The organism is Brevibacillus agri (genome assembly GCF_004117055.1).
In the GTDB taxonomy this organism is placed as follows: Bacteria; Bacillota; Bacilli; order Brevibacillales; family Brevibacillaceae; genus Brevibacillus; species Brevibacillus agri.
The window spans coordinates 3,031,226-3,055,993 of sequence record NZ_CP026363.1 but is presented as its reverse complement, the minus strand read 5'-3'; the positions used below and the strand labels follow the sequence as shown (position 1 = coordinate 3,055,993).

Below are 24,768 nucleotides of genomic sequence, written 5' to 3'. Positions count from 1 at the left end.
GTCAAATCAGTTCCAGGATGTTCTCCAACTCCTCCATGGAAAGATCGTCGTCCCCCAGGTCGCTCGGGGTGTACTCGCCTTCCTCTTTTGCCATGCAATGCTCCATGATGCCGAGCAAGTGATTCCGATAGCCGTCTGCCAGGCTGGCAATCGTCTCTTCCTTGTACTGGAGGCTGCTGTAGCCCACGGTGATCCGCAGCTTTCCATCTTCAATCAAGCCGGAAATGTCCAATAGGAACACTCTTTCCGATTCCGGGCTGAATAGCTGACCTGTTCCGAGCGGCGAGAATGTGTATCCGCCAGCCTTCCCGTCCGACTCGAATTGGCCGAGATAGTTAAAGCTGATTTCCGGCCGCAGCGCAAACGACAGTGGCGGCTGTACCTCGCGTGTCGTCATCGTGCGCAAAATTTCGTAGCCAATTCCTTTTTTCGGAACCCGGCGCAAGCTTTCTTTGATGTGCTTGATCTGGTACGACAAGTCATCGGCCTTTTCCATGTCGAGCACGACCGGGTATTGCGAAGTGAACCAACCGACTGTTCGCGTGACGTTCATCTCGTTCTGGATGTCTTCGCGGCCATGGCCTTCCAGATTGATGAGCACGCAGTTCGTCTTCGCCCAGTCTTTGATAGCCAAGCCCAACGCTGTCAAGAGCAGGTCATTCATCTCCGTGTGATAGGCGTGATGAACGTGGCGCAGCATGTTTTCCGTCTGGGTCGCTGTCAGCTCAAACGAGAGCGTGCGCGTATGTTTTTGCTTGCGATCTGCGGCGGCGAAGTCAGTTGGCAGCGCGGCAGCCGTGGCCGTGCTCTCCAGGTTGTGCCAATACGCCGCTTCCCGCAACAGCTCGTCACTGTCCGCGTACGCTTGCAATTGGGCCGCCCAGTCTTTGAACGAATCCGTCTTTTTCGGCAAGACGATCTCCTGCTGATGGAGAGCCTGCGCGTAGGCCGATGAAAAATCTTCAAACAAAATGCGCCAGGAGACGCCATCGACGACGAGATGGTGAATCGCAATCAGCAAATGATCTCCTGCGTTTGTCGAGAAAAGCGCGAGATGGACGAGCGGTCCTTGTTCCAGATCTATACTGCTTTGGATCTGATCGGACAGTTCCAGGATGCGGGCCGCGCAATTGGCCTGCTCCTGCAGATCATAGAAATGAAAGCGGAAGCGCTCATCAGTCAATCCGCGGTTGATTTGCCTGATCGTTCCGGCTTCCTGCTTGTAAATCATGCGCAGCGCGTCGTGATGCTCGACGATTTTATGGAACGCCTGGCAAACCAGTCCTGCGTCAAAGCCGTCCGCGCGGAACAGCATGACAGCCTGATTCCAATGGTGGCGATCCGTGAAATTGCGCTCGAAGAACCATTTCTGGATCGGCGTCAAGCCAATCTCGCCTTCTACGACGCCCTGCTCGCTCTCTCTGCTGTTCGGGGCGACGTGGGCTGCGACTTCTTCGATCGTCGGGTATTGGAACAGCTCTTTCATCGCAAGCGTCCAGCCTGACGCATTGAGGCGAGTGGACACCTGGATCGCTTTGATGGAATCGCCGCCCAGTTCAAAAAAGTTGTCTTTCATTCCGACCTGCCTGATGCCCAAGACATCTGCCCAGATGGAAGCCAGCAATTGCTCCAGCTCGCTTTGCGGTGCCGCGTATTCCTCGGCGCGATTCGCTTCCTGGCTTGGCTTCGGCAGTGCTTTCCGGTCAATTTTGTCATTGGGGGTCAGCGGCATCTTCTCCAGTTGGATGAAGAAGGCGGGAACCATGTAAGGAGGCAGCTCTTTTTCCATATAGTCCCGAAGCTGCGCGGGCGTGGCTTCTCCTTCCGCCACGTAGTAGGCGCACAAATAAGCTTGGCCGCGGTCGTCCTCATGGGTGATGGCGGCTGCCTCTTTGACCGTTTCATACCGCAGCAGCACGCTTTCCACTTCGCCCAGCTCTACCCGATGCCCACGAATCTTCACCTGGTGATCCATTCGGCCCACGTACTCGACGTTTCCGTCCGGGAGCCATCGTGCCAGGTCGCCTGTGCGGTACATTTTCTCTCCCGGTGCAAACGGATTGTCGACGAACTTCTCGGCAGTCAGCTCGGGACGATTCCAATAGCCTCTGGCCAGCGACAAGCCGCCGATGCACAATTCCCCGATCTGGCCGGGCGCTTTCAGACGCAACTGGTCATCCACAATGTACAGCTTCGTGTTTGGAATCGGCTTGCCAATGGTGATCGTCTCGACGGGTTCATCCGGGTCGGCGATCCAGAGCGTCGCGCAAATGGTGCTTTCGGTTGGGCCGTATGCGTTGATGTAGGTCACCTTTTCTTTCCACTTCTCCACCAGCGCGGCAGAGGAAGCCGATCCGGCTGTAATCAGGATGCGTAGCGACGGCAACTGCTCCGGTTCCAGGTACACGGCATACGTCGGCGGCAAGGTGAGAATGGTGATCGCGTTGTGGCGAACGTATGCGGCAAACTGCCGAAAATCGTTAATGATGTCGCGGGACAAGACGTACAAGGTCGCTCCCGACAGCAAAGGGATAAACATTTCCCACACCGAGGCGTCGAACGAGATGCTGGCAAAATGCCCCGCCCGGTCTTGCGGTGTAACGCCAAGCTGGTTGGCAAATACCGCTTGCAGATTCGCTACCCCTTTGTGCTCCAGCATGACGCCTTTTGGCTTGCCCGTCGTACCGGACGTGTAGATGATATAAGCCAGGTCAGACGGCTTGGTTGTGCAAGGCAGATTGTCTTTCTGTGACGCAAAATGGTTGGGATCGTCCAAATTGACAATCTCGGCCTCGCTGTTCACCTTGTGGAGCAAGTGCGCATGCGTCACCACGAGTTTTGCCTGACTGTCCTTTAGCATGTAACGGATGCGCTCTTCTGGATAATCAGGATCGACGGGTAAAAAGGCGCCGCCCGCTTTTAACGCGGCAAGCGTGGCGATGACCATCTCGGCGGAGCGCTCTACCAGCAAGGCGACGATGTGCGACGGCCCCACTCCTTTTGCGCGCAAAACGGCTGCGAGCTGGTTCGCCCGTTCGTTCAACTCCCGGTACGACATTCGCTTCTCTTCGAACACGAGCGCCGTTTGCTCGGGCATTTTGGCCGCCCATTCTTCAAAGAGCTGGTGGATGGTTTGATCTGCCCGGTACTCCCTCTCCGTATCATTGAACGCTTGCAGCAACATTTGCTTTTCTGCTTCGGTCAGCATCTCGATCTCTTGCAGCTTGCTCTTTGGACGGGCCGTGACCGCTCGCAAAATTTGCAGGAAGTGCCGGGACATGCGCTCTACCGTCTCTCGTTTGAACAGCTTGGTGCTGTATTCCAGTCGCAACAGCAGATCGGCTTTTCGCTCTGTCAGATGGAAAGACAAGTCGAATTTCGCGATGGCGAGCGCGCTGCCGGATTCATAAGGGCGATAGACCAGGCGATCCAGCGTTTTTTCGTGCAGTTCCTCGCTTTGCAAAATGAACATGGTGTCAAACAGCGGATTGCGCCCCGGGTCGCGCGGAATACCGAGCTTTTCCACAAGGCTTTCCAACGGGTAATCCTGGTGGTCGTAAGCATCGAGAGCATTTTGTTTGACTTCCTGCAAAAACTGCCCGAAGGTCTTGTCTGCTGTCGGCCTGTTGCGGATCGCCAGCGTATTGACGAACATGCCGACGACTGGCGCAAGCTCGGCGCGCGATCTGCCGGAAATCGGCGTGCCTACGATAATGTCGTCCTGCCCGGCGTATTTTGCGAGCAGCACGTTGTAGGCGGCGAGCAAAACCATGAACAGCGTCGTGTTCGTTTTCGCAGCCAGTTCGCGCAATGCATCCAGCAACGGCTGGTCCATGGACAGGGTGATTTGCCCTCCGGCAAAGCTTTTCACGGCCGGGCGCGGAAAATCTGTCGGTACATCGACAGGGGTGATGGTTCCGGCGAACGCGTGCAGCCAGTACGCCTCATGCTGCCTAAAGGCATCCGACTGATCGAGCGCTTTTTGCCAGACCGCAAAATCTTTGTACTGAATGCGCAACTCCGGCAAATGTTTTCCCTGGTACAATTCGGCCAGTTCATCGAACATGATCGTGACCGATGCCGCATCCGCCGCGATATGATGCATGTCGTACAAAAGAAGATGGCGCTCATCCGCGAGCTTCACCAGACTCATGCGCAAAAGCGGCGGCACAGCCAGATCGAAAGGACGGACGAATGCGTGGAAAAGCTCGTCAATCTGCTGTTCCTCTGCGGTCTGGTACGTCAAGTCCACGGTCACGCGGTCGTGAATTTTCTGCACCAGCTCGTCTCCGGCCATCTCGAATGACGTTCGCCAAATGTCGTGGCGATCGACCAACGCTTGCAGCGCCTTCGCCAGTTGCGCACGATCCAGCTTGCCTTCCAGCATGATGATGCCCGGCGTATTGTAGCTGATTCCGGCGCCTTCGAGCTGGTGCAGCAGGTACATTCGCCGCTGGGCAGAGGACGCCGGATAGAAAGCTTGCGGCTCCGCTGGCTGAATCGCGGCTGCGCCTGCGTGTTCGCCGGTTTCGATCAAACGGGACAAGTCGCGGATAGTCGGCGCTGCAAAAAACTGCTTCAGCAACAGATCCGTTTGAAACTCCCGATGCACCTGCGCCACCACGCTCATCGCTTTCAAAGAATGGCCGCCCAGCTCAAAAAAGTGGTCCAAAACCCCGACGCCGGAAATGCCGAGCACGTTCTCCCAGATCGCGGCCAGCTTCGCCTCCACTTCCGTAGCAGGTGCGACATACGCGGCGCTTGTCGCTGGCTTTCCTTCCGGCTTGGGCAATGCTTTGCGGTCTACTTTGCCGTTTGGCGTGAGCGGAAAAGCATCCAACTGGATGAGATAGGCTGGCACCATGTAGGCCGGAAGCGCCCTGGAGAGATGCGCGCGCAACTCGGCTTCCTCTATCGCCGCTTTTCCCGTGACATACGCCGCCAGATAGGAATCGCCGCGATCGTCCTGGCAGGCGACGACGATGGCTTCATTCGTCAGTTCATAAGCGAGCAGAACCGCTTCGATCTCTCCGACCTCAATCCGGTATCCTCTCACTTTGATCTGCTCATCGACGCGTCCAGTGAAATCAATCGTTCCGTCCGCAAGCCATCGTCCGAGATCGCCAGTCTTGTACATGCGCTCTCCCGGAACAGCCGGATTCGCAACAAACTTCTCCGCTGTAAGCTCCGGCTTTTTCCAATAGCCCCGCGCCAAGCCGCGGCCGCCGATGCAAATTTCTCCGACCACCCCGACAGGCAACAGTTGATGCTGTTGGTCCACGATGTAGATGCTCGTGTTGGCAACCGGACGCCCGATGGTGATTGGCTTATCCGGCAGCGTATTGCGCAAGTAGGTGGCGATGACGCTGCTTTCCGTCGGTCCGTATGCATTGACGACAAGCATTTGCGGATGCATCTCTTTGCACAGGTGAACCAGCTTCGGCGACAGCTTTTCGCCCCCGAGCATGACCGCCTGGATCGAGCGGATGTCCGCCGGAGTGCTGCACTCCAATATCGCCTGGAACATGCTGGGCACAAACACCACGTAGCTGCATTCCCAGGCGGCAATCAGGTTTCGCAGCGCAATCGGATCTTTCGCCTCATGATCGGGCATCAGGACGACGGTGGAGCCGGATATTATCAATGTAAAAAAGGTTAGGGCAAAGGCATCAAAGGCGAAGGAAAGCGACAGCGTCCCTCTGTCCCGGACAGATAGGGCAAACTCGTCTCGGTTCCACGTCACGCTGTTGACGATTCCCCGATGCTCGACCATGACGCCTTTTGGCTTGCCTGTCGTACCGGATGTGTAGATGATGTAAGCGAGGTCGCCCGCCGTATGCATCGGTTCCAAGTTTTCCGCAGAGGGCGCATAGCTCTTTTCCTCATCCAAATACAGGCGTTCCACGTCTGCCGCAAGCTTTTCGTCCAGCCCCTTTTGCGTCAGGATCAACCGGGCTTCGCAATCTTCCAGCATGTAAGCAATCCGCTCGTGCGGATAGTCCGGGTCGATCGGCACATACGCTCCGCCCGCTTTGAGAATGGCGATGATTCCGATTGCCATTTCCAAAGATCGTTGCGCCATGATTCCTACGCTTTGCTCAGCCTGCACGCCTTTTTTCCGCAAAGTGTGCGCGAGCTGGTTGGCCCGCTCGTTCAGTTCGCGGTACGTCAGCCGCTTGTCGCCGAAAACGATGGCGGTCTGCTCCGGCGTTTTGTGCGCCTGTTCTTCAAACAACTGCGAAAGCGTGCTTTCGGCTGGAGACAGCGTAGCCGTGTCGTTGAAATGAACCAGCAGTTCCTGCTTCTCGTGCGCGGTCAGCATTTCGACTTGCGCCAGCTTTTGCTCCGTGTTTTCGCTTGCGGCCTGCAAAATTTGCAAGTAATGCAGCGACATGCGCTCGATCGTCTCGCGCTTGAACAGCTTGGTGCAAAATTCGAAGCAGAAGGAAAGGCCCGCTGCGTTTTCGCTCGCTTCCAGCGACAAATCGAACTTGGCCATGTTCCCCTCTGGCACGTAAGGAGTCACGGTCATCCCTTCCAGCTCGATCAAGCCGGCATCCATGTTTTGCAAAAGGAACAAGGTGTCGAACAACGGGTTCCGGCTTCTGTTTCGCGTGAGCGCCAGCTTTTCGACGAGCTCTTCGAACGGATAGTCCCCGTGCTCAAAAGCCGCGAGCGTATTGTCTTTTACTTCCAGCAAAAATTGCCGGAACGTTTTTGTGGGCGCGGACTGATTTCTCATCGCCAGCGTATTGACGAACATCCCCGTGACGCTCTCTGTATCCGGGTGCGCTCTGCCGGCCGTCACGGTGCCGATCACCATGTCTTCCTGCCCGGAGTATTTGGCCAAAAGCACGTGATAAGCGGCCAAAAGCACCATGTACAAGGTCGTGCCAGTCTCTTTGGCTACGCGCTGCAAACGATCCAGCAGTTGTTTTTCGGCGCGGAACAAATAACGTTCGCCCGCAAAGCTTTGAACAGCCGGCCGCGGGTAGTCCAACGGCAGGTTCAAGACCGGAATTTCGCCTGCAAAGCGCTGGAGCCAATAATTTTCCTGTTTTTGGTAATCACTCGTTTGCGTCCGCGCTTTTTCCCAAACGGCGAAGTCTTTATACTGAATGCGCAGCTCGGGCAAAGCTTCGTGTTGATACAGACGGGCAAAGTCATGCAGGAGAAGCTGCGTGGACACCCCGTCTGCGATGATGTGGTGCAGATCGATTATCAACACATGACGGCTCTCGCCGAGCTTCACCAGCCCCACCCGGCAGAGCGGAGCCGTTTCCAAATCGAACGGACGCATGAACCGGAGAACGGCTTCGTTTACTTGCTCCTCCGTAGCTTTCATGCAAACAATCGGCAACGGGCATTCGGCGTGAATGCGCTGAACCGACTCGCCGTTGATCGTGTGAAACGAGGTGCGCAGCGATTCATGGCGCGACACCAGTCCGGAAATGGCGCGCTCCAGCCGCTCCCTGTCGAGTGTTCCGTCGAGAATCAGCACGACAGGCAGGTTGTAAACCGTGCTGCCCGGGTCGAGCTGGTTTAAAATGAGCATCCGTTTTTGCGCAGACGAGACGGGATAGTACGCTTGCGGCTCGGCCTGCGCAATGGCGTGATACGCGCTTTCCTCCCCGCCTTCCACATACGCTGCGATCGCTTGAATCGTCGGTTGCGCAAACAGTACGCGCAGCGGAACGTCTGCCTTGCATTCCTTCTGGATGCGGGAAATAAGCTGAATCGCTTTTAACGAATGGCCGCCCAGCGCAAAAAAGTGATCCTGAATCCCGATTGGCGACACGCCGAGAATTTGCTCCCAGATCGCGACCAGCTTTTGCTCCAGCTCGGTTGTCGGGGCGATGTATTCCGCGCCCGTCAAGGCACTCCCCTCTGGCTTTGGCAACGCTCTCCTGTCTGTTTTTCCGTTCGGCGTGACCGGAATCCGCGCAAGCTTCACGAAAAAGGACGGGATCATGTAGTCCGGTAGCGCACGCGCCAAATAGGTGCGCATGTCTTCGTCGCTGATTTCTGTTTGCAGGACGACATAGGCGCACAAAAACTTGCCGCCTGTCTCATCTGCTCTGTCGATGACTACGGCTTCCTTGATGGCCGGATGGTTGAGCAGGCGCGATTCGATCTCTCCCAGCTCGATGCGATGCCCTCTGATTTTGACCTGGTGGTCGATTCGGCCCAAAAATTCGAGCTGTCCATCAGGCAGCCAACGGGCGAGGTCACCCGTTCGATACATTCGTTCGCCTGGCTGGTACGGGTTTTCGAGAAACTTCTCCGCCGTCAGCTCCGGCTGGTGCAAATAGCCTCTCCCGACGTTTGCGCCGGAAATGTACAGCTCCCCGACGATCCCCTCCGGCTTCAACTGCAGCCCTTCATCCAAAATGTAAATGCCCGTATTGCTGATCGGCTTGCCGATCGGAGGCAGCTCGGGTATTTCCTTGCGCGGGTCCATCGTGTATGTCGTCACGACATGCGTTTCCGACGGTCCGTAGTGATTGTGCAAAAATACGCGATGATCGCGCAGGTACTTTTGCAACTCGTGCGTGACGACGAGCTGTTCCCCGGCGGTGATGATATGTTTGACACAACGCGGGAAGCTTTGCGCGTAGTCTTGTTCGTTGAAAATAAACTTCAAAAAGGACACGGGCAAAGACAAAATGCTGATCTGCTTTTCCTGGATGAACGCAAACAGTTTTTCCACATGCCGTCTCAGCTCGTTTGAAATGAGGTAAAGCTGCCCTCCCGCTAACAGCGTGGAGAAAATTTCCTGGTAGCAAACATCAAAACTGCATGTCGTGTACTGCAACACTTTTTCCTGAAAAGCGATGTTGGTTTTGGCAAACGTAAAGTGCAGCAGGTTCGCCATGTTCCGATGCTCGAGCATGACGCCTTTCGGTTTGCCCGTCGTGCCGGACGTATAGATGATGTAAAACAAGTCATGCGGCTGGTTGATCGACTCGACATGGTCGCGGCTCTCTTCCCAGATCGCGGAGGCGCGGATGTCCAGTTTTTCCGTCGGAGTCGTCACTTTTTCCAGCAAATGATCTTGGGTCACGACCAATTGCACGCCGCTATGCGTGAGCATGTAGGCAATTCGTTCCGCAGGCAGCTCCGGGTCAATCGGCACAAAAGCCCCGCCTGCTTTCAAAACGCCGATGATGCCGACGATCATTTCCAGCGAGCGATCCAGCATCGTGCCGACAAGGCTGTCAGCGCCGATGCCTTTTTTGCGCAAAAAACGGGCGAGCTGGTTGGACTTTTCATCCAGCTCCCGATACGTCAGGTGCTGATCGCCGCAAACAACCGCGACTTGCTCAGGCGTTTTTTCCACCTGCCGCGCGAACAGCTCGTGAATGGTGGTCGCCGGATAGTCAGCCGCCGTTTCCGTGCGTTTAGCCAGCAACTGAGCCGTTTCTGCTTCTGTCAGCATCGGAATCCGGCGAAGCTCGACATCCGGATTGGTTGCCACGCAAGACGCGATCTGCTGGAGGTGCCCGGCCATTTTTTGCACGACCTCTTCCGCAAACAGCGCCGCATTGTAGTCAAAGCGGAAGGCGATCTCTTCCTTGGGCAACACCATGACGGTCAAGTCGTAATTGGTAGGCTCGAACATTTCGACGTCGGTAATGGTGAAGCCGATTTGCTGGGCCTGGGCCTTTTGCTGCAACGCCTCTACCAGCGGATAGTTTTCAATGACCAGCAGGTGGTCGATCAGCTCCTGCTTCAAGTCCGACCGGTTTTGAATGTCGTACAAAGGTACGTGCTCGTACGGCCGGGATTGCAACGTCTTTTTGTGCACCTCGTGCAGCAGCTCGGAAAACGTCTGGCCCGCCTGCGCCTGCACGCGAAACGGGATCGTGTTGATGAACAAGCCAACCATTTTGTCGATGCCGACGATCTCTGTCGGGCGTCCGGAGACGACGGAGCCGAACAGCACGTCATGGGTCGCGTTGTACTTTTGCAGGAGAATCCCCCAGATCGTTTGAATCACCGTCGAAACCGTCACCTGATGTTGACTGGCGATTGTCCCGAGCTGTTTGCTCAAGGCGCGGTTCAGACGAAAGCGGTATTGGCTTGGCTGAAAAGCCGTGTCAGCGAGCTTTTCTTTTTTCGGCAAAGCGGTCTTCTGCTCATATTGCTGCAAGTAGTCGCTCCAATAGGCGAGCGCGGCCTGTTTATCCTGTTTTTCCAGCCAGCCGATGAAGCGACTGTACGGCTGTACCGGCTCCAGGGTAGGTGTGGTCTTGTTTTGCAACGATAAATAGATGGCGAGCAAGTCATCGAAAATAAGGCTGAAGCACCAGCCGTCCATCAAGATGTGATGAAAGCTCCAGATGACCTGGTAGTCTTGCCGGGTCATTTGGAAAATGGCGACCCTCAGCAACGGGTCTTTTGCCAGATGAAACGTCTTCTCCTGATCGGCTCTTTTGTACGCGGTGTAGCGGGCCTGCTTCTCGGACTCGTCGCAGGCAGACAAATCGTGGAATTCGATCGGAATGGGGCGTTCCTTCAGCACAACCTGCAACGGCTGCTTGAGCTTTTCGTAAAGAAATAACGTGCGGAATACATCGTACCTCTCTACCAGCGCACGCAGGCTGTCGGTAAACAGCCCGACGTCAAGATCGCCCTGCAACGAGATGGACATCTGTACGAGATGCGAGTTTTGCTCCTGGTCGAGCAAGGCGTGGAACAACATGCCCTCTTGCATCGGAGTCAAAACGTACATATCCTGGACGTGTTCTTTGCTAAATACACTCATTACGGCACCTCGATAAATTCATTTATTTGTCATACATGTATAAAAAAGGAAAATAAAGATGCGCGGCCGCCCCGCATAATCGCTGTCATCACTTGGTTAGGTCAGTGTATTGGCCAGTAATTCGAAAATATCGTCCATTTCCTCCATCTGAAGACCTTTGACGCTAAAATCGCTCGGCGTCCGCTCTACTTCTTTTTTCTCGATGCAGTGCGTGACGATGCGCTGAAGCTGCTTTTGATAACCTTGGCTCAATTGATGGATGGACTCTTCCCGAAACTGCTCCGCGCTATAGGAGAAAGTGAGGACAAGCTCTCCGCCTTCAATCAATCCGGTTATATTCAAAGCGGTGTACACCTCCGATTCAGGACTGAGATTGTTTTTGCCATCTGCGCCAAGCGTGTTGCCTCCGCTGAAAGGCGAGCGGGTAAACAGCTCTGTCTTCATGTCCGCATCAAACTGGCCCAAGTAGTTGAACGTCACTTCCGGCTGCACGGAAAAAGACAAGGAACCGCGATTTTCCGGGAGCGTCACATGCTTTAAAATGTCGTAGCCAATTCCTTTACGGGGAATTTTTCGCAAATTTTCTTTGGTGAGCTTGATGAAGTCGGACAAGTGAGCGGTTTGCCGCAAGTCGAGCAAAACCGGATATTGCGATGTAAACCAGCCGACGGTTCGCGCCACGTTTGCCTGCTCGATGATGTCCTCGCGCCCGTGCCCCTCGAGATGAATCGCGAGTTGCTCAAGCTTGCTCCACTCGGCAAAAGCCAGGCCGAGCGCCGCCAGCAACAAGTCGTTAATTTCCGTCTGGTAGGCCTGATTGGCGTGCTTCAGCAGTTGCTCCGTCTCTTCCGCCCGCAGCCGGATTCGCATGTTTCGCACGCTTTTTTGCTTGCAGCCTGCCGCTTCAAAGTCTTTGGGCAGCCAGACATGGCTCGCCTGCGATTCGACGCTCTCCCAATACGGAATCTCGCTCAGCAAATCCGCCTCGTTCGCGTATTCGTGCAACCACTCTGACCAGCTTTGAAAAGAATCCGTCTTTTCCGGCAAAGTGATCGCTTGCCCCGCAAGTGCTTGCGCATAGGCGGTTGCCAAATCTTCAAACAAAATGCGCCAGGAAATGCCGTCCACGACCAGGTGATGGATCGCCAAAAACAAATGATCGCCATGTAGCGTCTGGAACAGCGCGACCTTCACCAGCGGTCCTTCCTGCAAATCCATGTTGCTGTGCAAACGCTGCGTTTCTTCCGCAATCGCCTGCTCGACATCCGCGTGCGCGCCCAGATCGTACAGGGAGAAATCGTATCGTTTGCCGTCCAACCCGCGGTTGCGCTGAACGACCTGCCCGTTTTCGTGCCGATACACCATGCGAAGCGCGTCGTGGTGCTCGATGATTTTGTCCATGGCCCTCTGGATCGCGTCACGGTCGAATCCTTCCGGGCGATAAAGCATAGACGACTGGTTCCAATGGCTCATATTCGTGAAATTTTTCTCAAAAAACCATTTTTGAATGGGCGTAAGCGGTACGTCTCCGACGATGATGCCCTGATCGCTTTTTCGGGTCGTATTTTTTACAAACAGGGCAACCTGTTCGATCGTCGGGTAATTCAGCAAGTCTTTCGCCTCTAGCTTCCGCTGATAGGAATGCAGGCGCGCGACGACCTGGATCGCCTGGATCGAATCGCCGCCGAGCGAGTAAAAATTATCGCGTATCCCTATCTTTTCTACCCCCAGCACATCTTGCCAGATGGATGCGAGGATTGATTCCGTCTCGTTGCGCGGAGGATGGTAGGCGGCAAGGTTTGCGTTTGTTGCAAAATCAGGCTCGGGCAACGCTTTGCGGTCGATCTTGTCATTTGGCGTCAGCGGCATTTTGTCCAGCTTGACGAAATAGGAAGGCAGCATGTACGCTGGCAGCTTTTGCGCGGCGTATTCTCTGAGTTGTGCAGGAGTTACTTCTTGTCGCGAAATAAAATAGGCGCACAAATACTGCCCGGCCTGTTGATCCTCTCTGGCGATGACTACGGCCTCTGTAATTGGTTCGTACGAGAGCAAGACAGACTCGATTTCGCCTAGCTCAATACGATGACCTCTGATTTTTACCTGGTGGTCGATCCTGCCGAGAAACTCGATGTTTCCATCCGCCAGCCATTTCGCCAGGTCCCCGGTCCGGTACATCTTTTCTCCCGGTACGAACGGATTGTCTACGAATTTTTCTGCGGTCAAATCAGGGCGGTTCCAATACCCTCTCGCCAGGCCGACTCCGCCTATGCACAGTTCGCCTTCGCTGCCAATCGGCAGGGGCTGCAAGTCTTCGCCTACGATATAGATGTGCGTGTTTTGAATCGGCTTACCAATCGGAACGGACTGCACGGGGAACTCGTGGGCAGGCGCTTCCCATGTCGTCGCGCAAATGCTCGTTTCCGTTGGGCCGTATGCATTTATGTACCTGAGTTTGTCTTTCCATTTGTTTACCAAGGGGGCGGAGGCAGATGAACCTGCCGTAATCATGATGCGCAGAGAAGTGATTCGTTCTGGGGTGAGATGAGTCAAATAAGTCGGTGGCAGCGTGATAATCGTCAATTCATTTTCACTCAAATAGTTTTCAAACGTAACGAAATCATGAATCGTCTGCTTGGAAAGGATGTAGAGGCTTGCGCCGGACAGCAAAGCCATGAACATTTCCCAAACGGATGCGTCGAACGACATGCTGGCAAACAACCCGATTCGGTCTTGCGCGGTGACGCCAAACGAATTTTGGAAAAACGATTGCAAATTGGCGATGCCTTTATGCTCCAGCATGGTGCCTTTCGGTTTGCCCGTTGTCCCTGAGGTGTAAATGACGTAGGCGAGATCCGTAGGCTTGCTTGGCTGGCGCAGATTGGAAGCTTCGCGAGCGTCCAGCTTTTCTTCTTCCAACACAACGATATGCCCGCTGTACCCGACGTCATGCACGAGCTTGCTTGCGCTTTTTTGCGTGAGCACGATTTTCGTTTGGCTGTCCTGCAAAATATACTGAATGCGATCGCGGGGATATTCGATGTCGATGGGCACGTACGCTCCGCCCGCTTTGAGAACGGCCAAAATCGCGATGATATTTTCCGGCGCTTTCTCCATCATCACCCCGACGATGCTGTCTGTTTGCACGCCTTTTTCGAGCAACGCTCTCGCCAGTTGATTGGCTTTTCCGTTCAGCTCCCGGTAGGTGAGCTGCCGGTTTTCAAAAACGATGGCAACCCGGTCTGGAAAAGCCTCTGCTTGCTCTTCGAACAATTGATGGATCGACTTATCCTGGGCATATGGCACTTGCGGCTGGTGCTTCGTCTCCCGCTCGATCTCGACGAGATGGGCCTGATTTGCTAACATGTGTCCCCTCCGATAATGAAAATTGCGTGTGTTTATCATGAAGTGCGACAAAATGCTGGCCAACGAGTGACAGGGCGAGCTCGACGTGCTGTGGAGTTGGCGCCGAAGCTAAAAAAGACGGATATAGCAGGAAATAACAGGATGATCGTTCTTATGAGGGCCGAATGTAACGAAGAAATAGGATTTTGTTACTTGTTTGTCATTATTTTACAGCTTTTGAGTCGATGGGATCAGTCCCATTCCAGTTTTTCATTCTCCTTCATTTGGGTAATTTTAACAATCAGGAGAATTTCCTGTTTATGGGATGCACTTTTCATACAAAAGTCACATTTTCACGATGCGACAGCGGAAAACGGGCGCTGGTACTCAAGGCTGATGGATACGGGCTGGCTTGCTGGCTTTTGCCCGCGGCGCGAAGGAAAACTCCTTTACTTGAAAACCATCACCTGAAGCTCCCTATTCGTCTAACCCGTTGGCATCCCTTCTCCCTCACTCTTTTGGAAGCGCCGAACGAAAGCGGCTGGCAGGCTGAAAGCACTAGGTTGCTGACGCTGAAAATCATTATAACAGAGAAAATTTGGAAATGGGTTAAAAAATAGGGATAATTTGTTAAAAATGTACCAGATTTTTTACAACCTCTTTACGTAAACAGAGGTCCTGTTTGGCAAGCCTGTGTCAACTTGCGTGTGTAAGCCGAATGGGCAAGCATGTTTCGTGGTCATGCCCGTTTCTCTCCCCTTCGGCAAAAGCATGGAGCGCGAAGCAAGCTTTTCTACTGATATTTTTTTGATAAATATTTTCATAACGTTAAATATTTTATATGTTCACAGCTTATATAATGCTTTATACTGGTAAAGCAGGGGTTTTCTTCTAAAAATCAGCAGAGTCTGCTCTCCTGTGGGCTGCATTCGCCACGGTCTTGCCAAGCCCGCAGACTCCCAGAAAGCTTGTGATAGAAGTCACGAACCAATACCCTACTCCTCCTTTTTACTTGCGTTGGATTTTTCGCAAAAAAAGTTTTTAACTATTCTGACTTCCGCCCGGACCCGGTTCAAGGAAAGCCGGCAGCAGCCGGTCCTATGCTTTGCGATCCACCAAGCCGTCCGTCTTTGCTCTCTATCGTTCGCCGTTCGCCAGATAAAGCTCCCCAACCAGCCTGCACAAAAGAAATCCGAATACTGTCACCACTCCCAACGTTTTTGTTTTGGTTGGGCTTGACGGTCTTTCTGTCAGCATTTACCATTATTTAGAAAATAAAACAGTATTATGTAATCAATCGTTTATATCTCGCATAGTTGCGCATGGCTGATGCGGCTTCCATCTGGCCGACCGAAACATCCGCTTCCGGCATGCGAAACATAAGGTTTCCCATCGTGGTGACAGGAGATGAGCTTTTATACCCGGATCAGGAACTGCCAAGAGAGACGAATCTATGGAGGTTGTGGATTGCTGAGCGGTTGCACCTGCCAATGATCTTAGAAACGTTATGAAAAGGAGTCTTGCAAGTTGATGAACTGGTATGCTTTCTATGTGAAAACGGGTTATGAGCACTCTGTAAAAAATTGGCTGAATAAATCTTTTGAGAAAGAAACGCTGTATTCGATGGTACCGCAACGAATCGTTCCCGAGAAGAAAAACGGCGAGATTTTGCGCGTGGAGAAAGATTTGTTTCCCGGCTACATTTTTGTCAAAACGAACATGAATTGTTCGAAATATTACTTCATTAAAAGCCATTCCAAAATCATTCGGATGCTGAACTATTTGAATAAAATCGACCTCACCTACGACAGACCGGCTGCTCTGCGCAAAAGCCGCGCGAACGTAACGGAAAGCAAGGAAGAAGCGCTCTGCTTCAAAAAGATTCCCGACGAAGAAATGACGATTATTCTCAAGCTTTTGAATCACGATGAGCAAATTGATTTTTCCCAGGTCTATACGCAAGACTCCAAAGTATATGTAGAGTCCGGCCCGCTCAAAGGGCTGGAAGGGATCGTGAAAAAGGTGGACAAGCACAAACGGCGGGTCAAAGTGCTCGTCTCGCTCATGGGCGATGAGCGGGTGATCGACCTTGGAATTGAGCTGATCGAGCCGAGCGTGTAAGCAGGCAATGCCCTGCTCGCGCTTTTGTTGCGCAAAGCTTGTCGACAGACGAAATAGGAGGTTCAACATGGTGCAAATATACGCGGTTAACATCACCGATTTTCCGGACGAATCCATTCCCCACCTGTTGTCTTTTGTGGGCGAAGAAAAGCAGTTGCGGCTCTCTGCTTTCTACCGCCGCGAAGATTGTGTCAGAGGGTTGCTCGCCGACCTGTTGATTCGAAAAATTGCGGCGGAGACGTTCGCGGTTCCTGTGAAAAACATTAGGTTTGGCACGAATGCCTATGGCAAGCCTTCCTTGCAAGAGCCGTTGGACAGCTTGCACTACAACCTGTCCCATTCGGGCGACTGGGTCGTCTGCATAACCGATGACCGTGCCGTAGGAATTGATATTGAAAAAAAGCATGCGATTGACTTGCAAATTGCCCGGCAGTTTTTTGCCCAGGAGGAATGCGAGTTTATTGAGGCAGAACGGGACAGCGAGCGCTGGCAGGCACGCTTTTTTACGGTCTGGACCGCCAAGGAAAGCTATATAAAAGCGATCGGCAAAGGGCTTTCGCTTCCGCTGCACAGCTTCTCTACTGTCAGAGAGGGAACGGTCGAGGGTTGGCGTGTCTATGACCAGGAGGAATGGCACTTCAAGACGTACGTTCTGGATGACGAATACACGCTGACCGCTTGTGCGCAAAACGGCCAGTTTTGTGAACAGGTGGAAATCGTGTCGCTGGACACGCTGCTTCCGTATTTTCTCAGCTTCAGCCAGTGATCGGCACTGGGCAACAAAAAAGGTTTCATCCCCGCTTGGCTTTCGGGGATGAAACCTTTTGGTTTGGAACGTTCTTGTGTGGCCTGACTGCGCGATGCCGCTATCTCGTTTGCCGATTTTGATAGTCTTCCTGCAGCAAGCCGTAGATTTCCAGGTCGACAATCCCTTTGCCTGACCAGAGGGCTGCCTGTCTGAGCGTTCCTTCCAGGGTGAAGCCGTTTTTGCGCAATACTTGTTTGGACGGTTCGTTTTTCGGCATGACCTCTGCCTGGATTCTGTTCACGTTGACTTCCTCCATCAAGAAGCGCACGACCATTTGGACCGCCTCGGAGGCAAAGCCTTTTCCCCAGTGCGCTTCGGCCAGAAAGTAGCCGATTGTCGCCATGTTTACACGCTGGTTAAACTCGAACGCTTCGATAATGCCGACCAATCTCTCGCTTTGCTGAGCGGGAAACATCCCCCATTTTACTCTCGACTTTTTCAAGTAATCTCTTTTGAAATGCCCGATCATGGTCAGGACGGTATCTTTTTTGTGCTTGGGAATGATGCCGCAATACTCAAAGACGTTGTCGTTGCTGTAAATTTCATACAGTTCTTCGAGGTGACAATCTTCAATCTCCCGCAGGATCAAATGGTCTGATTTCAAGACCGGAAACTCGTGAAACAGCGCGTTACTATTCATTCTTCCGTTCCTTTCCTGTCCGAGTTTGCTTTTTTCCAGCCAGGTTGAGCATTTTGGCTTGATCGTAAGTTTTTGGCCGTCTGCTTTTCGGGGTGAGTTGTTGCTGTTGTTGGCTATGGTATATTATGCCAAAAACAGGTGAGAAAAGCGACTTGTTTGTATGGTCGTGGTGGTTAGGCTGGTGGGTTGGTGGCAGCGATAAAGGAAGTCGGCGCCTTGGGGCTACCTTTTTGTCCCCTGTGCGGTGGCATCTAGGCGCGGTGGTAGCTGGCGAATCGCTGTTGGTGCCCGGTATTGACGCGTTAGTAATCAGCAAGAAAACCACCATAAATGAACGAAAAAAATCCCGCCCAGGCAAAAGGCGGGATTTTGTCTATATGCTGCGGTTGTCAAGGATGGGGCGTCGCAATCTCTTCCTTTCCGTCCTGCTGCACATCCCGGACGATTTGCTGAACCAGGCCGTGAAAATGCGCAAGAAACTCCCGCGCTGTCTCATCCGGGAGATAAGCTTCCCGGTACGTCATTTCCAGATGCAGGGCGCGCTGATTTTCCTGCACGACGACGAAATGCAGATCGAACTTGCCTGGTGCGCCGTCGTACTCGACAGCTTGCAGCTTCAGCCCGTCGATCGTTTCCGCTTCGTGGTGCTGCGCAAACTGGAACATGACATTGAACAGCGGATTTCCGTTGATCTCGCGCGGGACGTTCAGTTTGTCCACAAGCTGGTCGAAGGCGTAGTCCTGATTTTCGTATGCGTCCAGCAGGCGCTCTTTTACCTGGTGCAAATACGTCAGGAAAGACTGGCTGCTTCGTGGCTGGTTGCGAATAGCCAACGTGTTGACAAACATCCCGACGATATTTTCCAGCCCTTCGCGGTGTCTTCCCGAAATGGGCGTACCGACGACAATGTCGTCCTGCCCAGACAGCCTGGACAGCAGGACGGTAAAGGCAGCCAGCATGACCATAAACAAAGTTGTCTCTGTCGAGTGAGCGAGATTTTGCAGCGCTGTCGCCGTATTTTCTTCCAAGGAAAAATGAAGCGTCCGCGATGTCGCCTCTGCTGTCAAGGCCGGGGGGCGGCTGAACCGCAATCGCACCGGGTGGACAGGCTCCTTGAATCGTTCCAGCCAGTATGCTTCCTGCTTTTTCCACTCCTGCGTGTGCATGAGCTGGCTTTCCCAGACGGCGTAGTCTTTGTATTGAAGGCTAAGAGGCTCCAGTTGCCTGTTCTCGTACAGCGCTGCCAATTCTTTGAGCATGATCCCGACAGACAGGCCGTCTGTTATCGCATGGTGCATGTCGAGGATGAGGATGCTCTCTTTTTTGTCCGTCAGTTCGATCAGCGCCGCGCGGAACAGCGGCGCTTTGTCAAGACGAAACGGCCTGACAAAATCGCGAATCATCTCTGCGGCTTCTGCCTCTGTCAGCGCGTAAACCGGAAACGCAAATGGAACAGCGGAATGTACCTTTTGCCGGAGCGCACCGCTCTCCACTTCCAGTTGGAACGCCGTCCGCAGCGATTCATGCCGCTCGACAAGCCCCTGTAGCGCTTTTTCCAGCCGCTTGCTGTCCACTCTGCCATTGATGTTGCGGATGACAGGGACGTTGTAGGCAGTGCTTCTTCCCAGCAGTTTATCCAGCATGAACAACCGTTTTTGCGCCGACGATGCCGGGTAATCCGGACGCTTTTCCGCTGCTTCCAAAGCAGGTAACGGGACCATGCTCGCCTGACGCTCGCCGGGCACGGCGGCGCTTTTCTCCGGATGTTCGGCCTGCTGTTTTCGCTGCGGCTGGTGTGCCGCGCTCCGCACTGGATCGGCTGAATCCGTCGTCAGGTTGTGGCCGCGGTCGTAAACGAGAGGCTCGTCCCCGTCTGCGGCGAGCATGTCCAGGTCTGCCAGTCGCTGGTCGGTATCTTGGACCAGTTGCTCCAACAGATGGCAGTAGTGGCGCAGCAGCCGCTCCATCGTGCTTGCGAAAAAGAGGTTTGCATCATACTCGATTCGCAAAGAAATGCCGTCACGCTCCACGTCGAAGCCGAGCGCGAAATCATCCTTTTGCCGCGCTGTTTCGGTATGGCGCTGTTTGAGGCGTACGTCAAAGAGCGGATTTCTGCTCGCGTCTTGGTCCGCATCCATTGTGTCCACCAGTTGCTCGTACGAAAACCGCTTCGGGGCGCGCGCCTGCAAGCACGTCTGCTCGATTGCCGCCAAAAACTCGCGCCATGTACGGCTCTGCTCCACGCAACCAGCGACTACCGTCGTGCAAGCTGTCTCGCTGCCACCGCAAGCATGTTGCACAGAATTAGACGTCCAGCCTACGACCACATACTCCTGGCCCGTATATTTCGCGAGCAGCAGCATGAGCGCAGCGAGCAAAACGACTTCCACGGATACCGCTTCGTTTTCGGCAGCAAGCGCAAGCTCCCGTTGTAACGCCAAAGTAGTTTTATACGTGACGGCGTCTCGCTGCCCGCCTTTCACCGCTGGCCGCACAAAATCCAGCGGCAAATTTAATGCATGAGTACGGTTTTGCAGTATAGTCTTCCAGTATTCATCCACTTGCCAATCAGACGCCGACTGCTCGACGCCGACCGGTAGATGGCCGTTCCTGTTGGCAGCACCAGCAAGCTTCTCGATCATCATTTGCGCTCCTTTTGTCTCAAATAAGAGGCTCCCATCACCCGCGCTCGGGGGCAATCGCTGCAAAGATAGAGGCCATTTCCCGCACAGCAGGCTCTTTGAAGATCGAGTAGTGATCTCCCGCCACTTCATGCCGGCTGACAGGACGGTAGAAAAAGCCGTTCCACTTGTCTTCTGCGATGGCAGATTTCTGCGCTCTGACCAGGTGCGCCTGGGCAAAAACTTTTCGCGGCGGCTGGTAATGAACATACGCATGTTGCAAATCAAGAAACAAATGCACGTAGCGGTAAAAATCGGTGCGCTCGCCGTAGGCATAGGCCGGAATCGCCTGCATCATCTCTTTCGGCAGCACGGCTTCCAGCGCTTCATACGTCAGGTGGTGGTGCTCCATGTACTGCGCCACCTGTTTGTACAAGCCGTACAACGTCGTTTCCTGCTCCAACCGGGCGATCCACTCTGCCGCCGTGACCATCTGCGCCATCTGCTGGCGGAAGGAGGCGACAACCGCCGGGTCAGGGTGCTGAAGGTGCTGGTGCAAAAGCGGCGGAGAAGAATCGATCAGGACGAGCATCTCTACCTCATCCCCGTCGGCTTCCAACTGTCTCGTGATCTCAAAAGCGAGCAGTCCCCCGAGACTCCAGCCCGCCATATTGTACGGACCTTCGCCCTGGACCTTTTTGATTTTTTCCAGATAGCTCGTTGCCAGCGCTTCGATGGTGATCTCCCGGCTTCGCTCGCCGTCGCTCCTTTCTGCCGGAATGCCGTAGCAAGTGAAGCGGTCGCCAAGGTGGTGGACCAGCTCAAAATAGGCGTCGATGCTGCCGCTAATATCGTGAATCAAAAACAAGGGTGGGGCCTCGGCAGACCCTTTGTTGATGAGAACGAGGTCGTGATCGTCGCCAGCCGCTGCCGACAGCGCCTCCGCTTGCAGGTAAGCAGCGATTTCCGCGATCGTCGGCTTGGTGTAAACGTCGCTGACGGGAATGTCCATGTTCATCTCCCGGCGAATTTGCGCGGCAATCAAAATGATTTTCAGCGAGTTGGCCCCGACGGAAAACAGGTTGGTACGGACGCCAAGCTGCTCGATATGCAGCACTTTTTGGCAAATCGCCGCGAGCTTCTTTTCCAGCTCGCTGACAGGCAGTTCATCCGCGCGGAAGTCGACTGCGACAGCAGGAGTGGGCAGCAGTTTTCGGTTTGCTTTTCCGCTGGCCGTCAACGGAATCTCCTTGACCGCCATAATCGCATCCGGGACGAGGAAGCGCGGCAGTCTTTTGCCAAGATAGCGTTTCAGCTCATCCGGCTCGACCTTGTCTCTGGGCACGTAGTACAGGCAGAGCAGCTTCTCGTCTGCCTCGCTCGTTTTGATCGCGGCTGCAGCGGCCTCAACCTCTGGAAGTTCGAGCAGCGCGTTTTCTATTTCGCCCAATTCAATGCGCACGCCCCTGATTTTGACCTGTTCGTCCATGCGACCGAGATACTCGATGTTGCCGTCCGGCATCCAGCGGACGAAATCGCCGCTCCGGTACATTTTGCTGCCGGGGCTCCAAGGATCGTCGACAAATTTTTGCGCCGTGATCGCGGGCTGGTTCACATACCCTCTTCCTACCCCGATCCCGGAAATCAACAGCTCGCCTGCGACGCCAATCGGCTGGAGCGAGTCTGTCTGATCCACTACGTACAGGCGAATATTGTCGATCGGCTTGCCGATCGGAATCGTCGTCCGCGCAGGCTTTTCCCCGTAGTCTTCCGAGCAGTCGAACCACGAAACTTCGACAGTGGTTTCGGTCGGGCCGTACAAATTGATGAGGCGTGCGCCGTTTCGCGCGTGGATCATCCGGTTGAAGCTGTTGACGGTGCTCGGCAGCAGCGCTTCGCCGCTCGCAAACAGAAAGCGCAGACTGACCAGCCGCGCTGCTTCCTGCTCCATGCGCGGCTCTACATAGGAAAGAAAGCTGCTCAACATGGAGGGGACAAAATGCAAAAGCGTGATGCGCTCGCGAGCGATCGTAGCGAGAATGGCTTCGGGATCTCGCTCCATGCCGGGAGCAAGGAAGCAGACGCGCGCGCCGTGAAAATACCATCCGAACAGCTCCCAGACGGAAACATCGAACGTAAACGGCGTTTTTTGCAACGTGCAATCGTCGGCTGTGATCGGAAACTGCTTGTGCATCCAGGCGATCCGGTTGAGGACGGAACGATGCTCGATCATGACGCCTTTTGGCTGGCCGGTCGAACCAGAAGTGTACATGATATAGGCCAGATCGGCGGGGCCGCTTCTCGGCGCCAGATTGGCGTCATCCCGGGAATAGATGGCTGGCTCCTTTACGTTCAAGTACAGCGACTTCGCCTGCGGGCTGCTGTCTCGCGCGTCCCGGTCAACGAGGACGACTTTGGCCTGGCTGTCCGCAAGCAAAAACGTCACCCGCTCTGGCGGATCGTCCGGACTGATCGGCACATACGCGCCGCCCGCCTTCCAAACCGCCAAAAGCGCTACCATCATGTCGACAGACCGCTCCAGCATGACGCCTGCGGTTACGCCGGGGCCGACGCCTCTGTCCACGAGCGCTCGCGCCAGTTGGTTGGCCTTTTGGTTCAACTCCCGGTATGTAAGCGCGTGCTCGGCGCAACTGACCGCGAGCTTGTCCGCATACTGTTCGGCGCGTTGTTCGAAGATCGCCTGCAACGTTTGTTCCGCGGGCAAATCAGCCGTTTCCTTGTTAAAAAAGTGCAAAATCTGCTGCCGCTCGGCCTCTGTCAGCAAGCTGTACGCTCCCAGCTTGCGCTCTGGCTGCACGAGAACCGCTTCCAGCAGAACGCTGAAGTGTTCGCCCATTCGCTGAATCGTGGCTGGCTCGAACAGCTCCATGTTGTACTCCATGTTCAGGCAGATCGCTCCCGAGTCGAGAAAATAGACGCCGCAGGCAATATCTTGCGCATTGCCGCTCTGCAGCGTATCCTGTTCCCCTCCGATGATTGATTCCGTAACCGACTCCATCTCGGTGTGAATGTTCAGCGAGACGCGGTACAGTGGATGTTCTGTCCTCGACACGCCATGCTGGCGGCAGATCGTCTCCTCCAGCTCGTCGATGTCGTACTCCTGATGCTCCAGCGAACGGATGAGGCTGTGCTTGACCTGTTGCAAATAGTCGGGAAACGCCTGCTCTGCGGCAGCCTGAAAGCGGATCGGGACGGTGCGGATGAACACGCCGATACTGTTTTCGAGTCCGCTGTAGCGGCGGGAAGATAACATCCCGATGGTGATGTCGGTTTGCCCGCAATAGTTGGCAAGCAGCAGGCCGTAGATGGCCGTCAGGAAAATGCCGGGCGTGACTTGATACTGTTTGGCGGCGGTCTGAATGGCCTTTGCCGTCTGTTCACTCAAAAAGAAGTTTTTGTGTCCGTAAGTGGAAATCAGGCCATGGCTACGGGGGCGATCAAGCGGCAGATTCAGAACGGGCAGCTCGTCGCCAAACAGATCCAGCCAAAAAGCTTTCTTTTCCCGATGCGCTTCCGACTTTTCGAGTTCGTTTTGCCATACGCAATAATCGACGTATTGCAAGTGGAGCTGGGGCAATAGACGCCCCTGGCTGATGCACGCCAGCTCGTGATACACCAGTTGCAGGGAAGTGGCGTCGAAAATAATATGGTGAAAATGCAGGATCAACAGGCTGCCTTCTTGCGGCAAGCGGACGAGGCCAACGCGAAAGAGCGGGAGCTGGTCGAGCGTGTACGGCTGACTGATTTCGACCACGCATTGGCGAATGAACTCCTCCTGCAACGCTTGTTCCTCGGGGGCCTCCCAGTCATGCAGGCGAAAAGAATCCGCAACCGCCTCGTCGTGAACGAACTGGACGACCGCATCGTCTTTGATGCCAACGGTGGTACGCAGCAGTTTGTGCCTTTTGATTATGTACGAAAAAGCTCTCTCCAGTTCGTAAGGCTCGATCTCCTGCGGCACTCTGCGAAGGTCGATCACAGCATTGTCTAGCCCGTCGAAATAGGCAAAGAACATCTTTTTTTGCGTCCAGGAAACAGGGTAGTAAGGTCTGTCCGGCGCAGGCTTGATAAAAGAGCGCGCGTCGTCCTGCGAACGGCGGATATACTCTGCCAGCTCGCTGATCGTGAGGTTCTGGAAAATGTTTTCCAGCGAGATTTCGAGATCGAACTCCACGCCGATTCTGACTTCCAGCTCCAGCGCTTTTAGCGAGTGGCCGCCAATCGCGAAAAAATTGTCATGAATGCCCACGTCGCTTCGCTGCAGCACATCTGTCCAAATCGCTTTCAGTCTTTCTTCGACATCGTCAGGCTTCGTCTGGGTGGTTCCATTCATCGTCTGCTTTTCCCCCTTCTGGATTAGAAAACTTGGCTGCGCCAAGCCTGTGGCGCAGCCTTAGTTGCCCTTATATAAAAAGGAACGGGTCCCGGCGAATGCGCCCAGGTACCC

The 24,768-nt window shown here is 54.3% G+C and carries 8 protein-coding genes; 3 read left to right on the top strand and 5 right to left on the bottom strand.

The window, feature by feature from the left end:
• Position 1: 1 nt before the first annotated feature.
• Together tycB and tycA are read right to left on the bottom strand one after the other, a co-directional pair.
• Complete coding sequence (tycB, locus tag BA6348_RS15120; RefSeq protein ID WP_122952455.1) at positions 2 to 10,768, bottom strand: tyrocidine non-ribosomal peptide synthetase TycB; 10,767 nt, start codon at positions 10,766 to 10,768, stop codon at positions 2 to 4.
• 96 nt (positions 10,769 to 10,864) lie between these two features.
• Complete coding sequence (gene tycA, locus BA6348_RS15115) at positions 10,865 to 14,131, bottom strand: tyrocidine non-ribosomal peptide synthetase TycA (RefSeq protein ID WP_122952454.1); 3,267 nt, start codon at positions 14,129 to 14,131, stop codon at positions 10,865 to 10,867.
• Positions 14,132 to 14,430: 299 nt separating this feature from the next.
• On the opposite strand from tycA, the gene BA6348_RS15110 reads away from it, so the two are divergent.
• From BA6348_RS15110 to BA6348_RS15100, 3 genes are all read left to right on the top strand, one after another.
• Positions 14,431 to 14,730 (top strand): hypothetical protein, encoded by a 300-nt coding sequence (locus BA6348_RS15110; RefSeq protein ID WP_005834059.1) that lies wholly within the window; start codon positions 14,431 to 14,433, stop codon positions 14,728 to 14,730.
• 910 nt (positions 14,731 to 15,640) lie between these two features.
• Positions 15,641 to 16,231 carry an antiterminator LoaP gene (gene loaP / locus BA6348_RS15105; RefSeq protein ID WP_025844095.1) on the top strand — a complete coding sequence of 197 codons (591 nt, stop codon included), beginning with the start codon at positions 15,641 to 15,643 and terminating at the stop codon, positions 16,229 to 16,231.
• 67 nt (positions 16,232 to 16,298) lie between these two features.
• Positions 16,299 to 16,997, top strand: coding sequence for a 4'-phosphopantetheinyl transferase family protein (locus tag BA6348_RS15100; protein WP_005834057.1), 699 nt, complete (start codon positions 16,299 to 16,301; stop codon positions 16,995 to 16,997).
• A 100-nt stretch (positions 16,998 to 17,097) separates the two neighbouring features.
• On the opposite strand, the gene BA6348_RS15095 is transcribed toward BA6348_RS15100, so the two are convergent.
• The 3 genes from BA6348_RS15095 to BA6348_RS15085 form a co-directional block, all read right to left on the bottom strand.
• Positions 17,098 to 17,679, bottom strand: coding sequence for a GNAT family N-acetyltransferase (locus BA6348_RS15095; RefSeq protein ID WP_005834055.1), 582 nt, complete (start codon positions 17,677 to 17,679; stop codon positions 17,098 to 17,100).
• 389 nt (positions 17,680 to 18,068) lie between these two features.
• A complete protein-coding gene (locus BA6348_RS15090; protein ID WP_165328995.1) occupies positions 18,069 to 20,321 on the bottom strand; it encodes a condensation domain-containing protein in 2,253 nt (750 codons plus the stop codon).
• A 37-nt stretch (positions 20,322 to 20,358) separates the two neighbouring features.
• Positions 20,359 to 24,654 (bottom strand): non-ribosomal peptide synthetase, encoded by a 4,296-nt coding sequence (locus tag BA6348_RS15085; protein ID WP_122952452.1) that lies wholly within the window; start codon positions 24,652 to 24,654, stop codon positions 20,359 to 20,361.
• Positions 24,655 to 24,768 lie beyond the last annotated feature (114 nt).